A 4380-nucleotide genomic window follows, 5' to 3' on the forward strand; every position below is an offset into this window, starting at 1 on the left:
CCGGCCGAGGCCCAGCGTGCCGCCGAGGGTCCGCAGGTCGCCGGGGCCGAGCAGGTCGGCGGCGCGGACCAGGTCGCCGGGGCCGAGCAGGTCAGCGGTGCCGAGCAGGTCGCCGGGGCCCAGCAAGTAGCCGAGGCTCAGCAGGTCGGTGGAACTGTCGAGGCGCCGCACGGCGCGGGTGCGCCCGGTGGGCCCGGTGTGGTCCGTGAGGGAGTGGACTCCGGTGCCCCGGCACCGGCGGACGGTACCGCCACCCCGCCCGTCGGCTTCGCCGTGCCCGGCGAGGTGCAGGGGCCGCAGGTCGGGCTGGCGCCGGACGAGGCATCGGCAGCGCACATTCACTTCGTGGACGCCGTCGCCCACGATCCGAACACTCCGGAGTCGCGGCCCGCGCTCCTGGTCGACGCCGCTGCGGCCCAGGCGGCGCAGGCCGCCCAGGCCGCCGGGGCGACGGCTCCCGCCGACTCCGCGACCGCTCAACCCGCCGAGCCGCGGCCCCAGTCGGACGGCTCACCGGCCGGCCCCGAGGCGACGGAAGGCACCGCGCCCGGGACTCCGGACGAACAGCGCCCCGAGGCCGCCGTACCGGCGGGTGTCCCGGCGCAGCCCGGGCCGGACCAGCCGCTGGGACAGTTCGTCCCGGTCGACGGCTCCGTACCCACCCCGCCGCACCTCGCGCCCACCCCGCCGCACCCGATCGTGCTCCCGGCGGACCGGGCCGAGCCCGTCGACGGGGCTCCCCAGGAGCCGGTCGTCACCGTCCCGGGCCCCCGCGACGGCGAGCCCGTGCCCGCCGCACCCGACGTCGCCGAGGAACCGGCGCCCCTGGCCGCCCAGCAGGCGGACGACCTGGACACCCACGTCGCCGACCACCAGGGGCCGCAACAGCAGCACAACCCGCAGCACACGCAGGGCCGGCAAGAGGGCCAGGAAGAGAGCACGGCCGCAGTGGCAGAAGTACGGCAGTCCACCGGCCCGGCCGCGCCCGGATACGAGGAGGCCGAGCGCGAGGCCGTGCTCAAGGTGATGCGCGAGCGCCGCGACATCCGCAACGGCTTCCGCAGCGACCCGATCCCGCACGATGTGCTGCTCCGCGTCCTGGAGGCCGCCCACACCGCGCCCTCCGTCGGCCACTCCCAGCCCTGGGACTTCGTCGTCATCCGCTCCGCCGACACCCGGCGCGCGATGCACGAACTGGCGATGCGTCAGCGCGACGCATACGCCAAGTCGCTGCCCAAGGGCCGTGCGAAGCAGTTCAAGGAACTGAAGATCGAGGCCATCCTCGACACCCCGGTGAACATCGTCGTCACCGCCGACCCCACCCGCGGCGGCCGGCACACCCTGGGCCGCCACACCCAGCCGCAGATGGCGCCGTACTCCGCCGCCCTGGCCGTGGAGAACCTGTGGCTCGCGGCCCGCGCCGAGGGCCTCGGCGTCGGCTGGGTCAGCTTCTTCGACGAGCGCGAGATGGTCCGCGCCCTCGGCCTGCCCGAGCACCTGGAGGTCATCGCCTACCTGTGCGTCGGATACGTCGACGAGTTCCCGGACGAGCCCGAGCTGATGCAGGCCGGCTGGTCCAAGCGCCGCCCGCTGTCGTGGGTCGTGCACGAGGAGACGTACGGCCGTCGCGCGCTGCCCGGCGAGGACCCGCACGACCTGCTCGCCGAGACCGTCGCCCAGATCCGCCCGCTGGACGCCAAGGCGCTCGGCGAGGCCTGGGAGCGGCAGAAGCGCATGACCAAGCCGGCCGGCGCGCTCGGCATGCTGGAGATCATCTCCGCGCAGCTGTCCGGCCTGTCCCGGCAGTGCCCGCCGCCCATCCCCGAGCCCGCGGCCGTCGCGATCTTCGCCGGTGACCACGGTGTGCACGCCCAGGGCGTCACCCCCTGGCCGCAGGAGGTCACCGCGCAGATGGTGGCCAACTTCCTCGGCGGGGGAGCGGTCTGCAACGCCTTCGCCGGCCAGGTGGGCGCCGAGGTGTGCGTCGTCGACGTCGGCGTCGCCGCCGACCTCCCGGCCACCCCGGGCCTGCTGCCGCGCAAGATCCGCGCGGGCACCTCCGACATGACCACCGGCCCCGCGATGACCCGCGAGGAGGCCAAGAAGGCCATCGAGGTGGGCATCGAGACCGCCCGCGACCTGGTGGCCGCCGGCAACAAGGCGCTGCTCACCGGTGAGATGGGCATCGCGAACACCACCGCGTCCGCCGCCCTCATCTCCGTGTTCACCGGCGCCGACCCGGCCGAGGTGACCGGCCGCGGCACGGGCATCAACGACGAGACGCTGGCGCGCAAGACCGAGGTGGTCCGCCGCGCCATCGAGGTCCACCAGCCGGATCCGGCCGACCCCATCGGCGTCCTCGCCGCGATCGGCGGCTTCGAGCACGCGGCGATGGTCGGCCTCCTCCTCGGCGGCGCCTCCCTGCGTACGCCGGTGATCCTGGACGGGGTCAGCGCGGGCGCCGCCGCCCTGGTGGCCCGCGCGATCGCCCCCGAGGTGCTCGCGGCCTGCATCGCCGGTCACCGCAGCGCCGAGCCGGGACACGTCGCCGCGCTCAACAAGCTCGGCCTGCGCCCCCTGGTCGACCTCGACCTGCGCCTGGGCGAGGGCACCGGCGCGCTGCTCGCGCTGCCGCTGGTGCAGAGCACGGCGAGAGCGATGCACGAGGTGGCGACGTTCGACTCGGCGGGGGTCACCGAGAAGTAGGGCCGTACGCCGGGTCGTGCGTCCGGGGTCGGCGGGTTCGCGCTCCTGCGCGCCCCCCGGCCCCGCCGTACCCTGAACCCACATCTAAGATCCGCACGTCAGGGCCGCTCCAGAGCCGTAGCGCCCATCCGTACCGACCGGACCACCGGCACCGACCGGACCATCCGCGCCGCCCAGACTTCCGGGCCGCCGGACCACCGCACCGCCGGATCACCGGACCAACCGGGCCGCCGGACCGTCAGCCCGCCCGGACGAGGAGTCGCACCTTCATGGCCGAACACCCCGCCTACCCCGTAGGCCTCCGCCTCACCGGCCGCCGCGTGGTCGTCCTCGGCGGCGGCCAGGTCGCCCAGCGGCGTCTCCCGGCGCTCATCGCCGCGGGCGCGGACGTCGTCCTCGTCTCGCCCGAGGCGACACCCTCCGTGGAGGCCATGGCGGACGCGGGCGAGATCGCCTGGCAGCGGCGGCCGTACGAGGACGGTGACCTGGCCGAGGCCTGGTACGCCCTGATCGCCACCAGCGACCACGACGCGAACACCCGCGCCTCGGCCGAGGCGGAGCGCCACCGCGTGTGGTGCGTGCGCTCCGACGACGCCGACGCGGCGACCGCCTGGACACCGGCCACCGGGCACAGCGAGGGCGTCACCGTCGCCGTGCTCACCACCAGCGCGCGCGGCCGGGACCCCCGCCACACCGCCGCCATCCGCGACGCGGTCGTCGAGGGCCTGCGCGACGGCACGCTCGTCGCCCCTCACCACCGCACCCGCACCGCGGGCGTCGCCCTGGTCGGCGGCGGCCCCGGCGACCCCGACCTGATCACCGTGCGCGGCCGCCGGCTCCTCGCCGAGGCCGATGTCGTCATCGCCGACCGGCTCGGCCCCCGCGACCTGCTGGCCGAACTCCCGCCGCACGTCGAGGTGATCGACGCGGCGAAGATCCCGTACGGCCGTTACATGGCGCAGGAGGCCATCAACAACGCGCTCGTCGAGCACGCCAAGCAGGGCAAGGCGGTGGTCCGGCTCAAGGGCGGCGACCCGTACGTCTTCGGCCGCGGCATGGAGGAACTCAAGGCGCTCGCCGAGGCGGGCATCCCGTGCACGGTGGTGCCGGGCATCTCCAGCTCCATCTCCGTGCCGGGCGCGGCCGGCATCCCGGTCACCCACCGGGGAGTCGCCCATGAGTTCACCGTGGTCAGCGGCCATGTGGCGCCCGACGACGAGCGGTCCCTGGTCGACTGGGCGAGCCTGGCCAAACTCACCGGCACGCTGGTCGTCCTCATGGGCGTGGACAAGATCGGCAAGATCGCCGAGACGCTCGTCGCCCACGGCAGGTCGCCGGACACCCCGGTCGCGCTGGTCCAGGAGGGCACGACGGCCGCGCAGCGCCGCGTCGACGCGACCCTCGCCACGGTGGCCGAGACGGTGCGGGCCGAGGAGGTCAAGCCGCCGGCCGTCATCGTCATCGGCGAGGTGGTCCGGGTGGGACCGGCGACCCCGCCTCCCGCGTAACCGCGGGTAACATGACGCGTTCCGAGCCGTTGGCACCGCAGACTGGACAAGGCAGTATCACCCTGTGGCCGATCTCATCACCGTTGAGGACCCCGACGACCCGCGCCTGCGCGACTACACGGGCCTGACCGACGTCGAGTTGCGCCGCAAGCGCGAACCCGCCGAG

General features: G+C 74.9%; 2 protein-coding genes and 1 pseudogene. All 3 read left to right on the forward strand.

The window, feature by feature from the left end:
* On the forward strand, nt 1-2706 hold a 2706-nt coding region (cobT, locus tag IE249_RS22245; protein WP_229859011.1), incomplete at its 5' end, for a nicotinate-nucleotide--dimethylbenzimidazole phosphoribosyltransferase.
* Between the two features lie 269 nt (nt 2707-2975).
* The gene (gene cobA, locus IE249_RS22250; protein WP_189707164.1) at nt 2976-4214 is read left to right on the forward strand and encodes a uroporphyrinogen-III C-methyltransferase; all 1239 of its coding nucleotides are present in this window, start codon (nt 2976-2978) and stop codon (nt 4212-4214) included.
* 64 nt (nt 4215-4278) lie between these two features.
* Nucleotides 4279-4380: pseudogene (locus tag IE249_RS38130) on the forward strand (TrmH family RNA methyltransferase); the annotation flags it as partial.

It is taken from the genome of Streptomyces anandii JCM 4720 (assembly GCF_014650655.1).
Lineage (GTDB): Bacteria > Actinomycetota > Actinomycetes > Streptomycetales > Streptomycetaceae > Streptomyces > Streptomyces anandii.

What these genes read in the sequence shown, in the direction of transcription:
- cobA (WP_189707164.1), top strand. Translation starts at nt 2,976, where the DNA reads ATGGCCGAACACCCCGCCTACCCCGTAGGCCTCCGCCTCACCGGCCGC.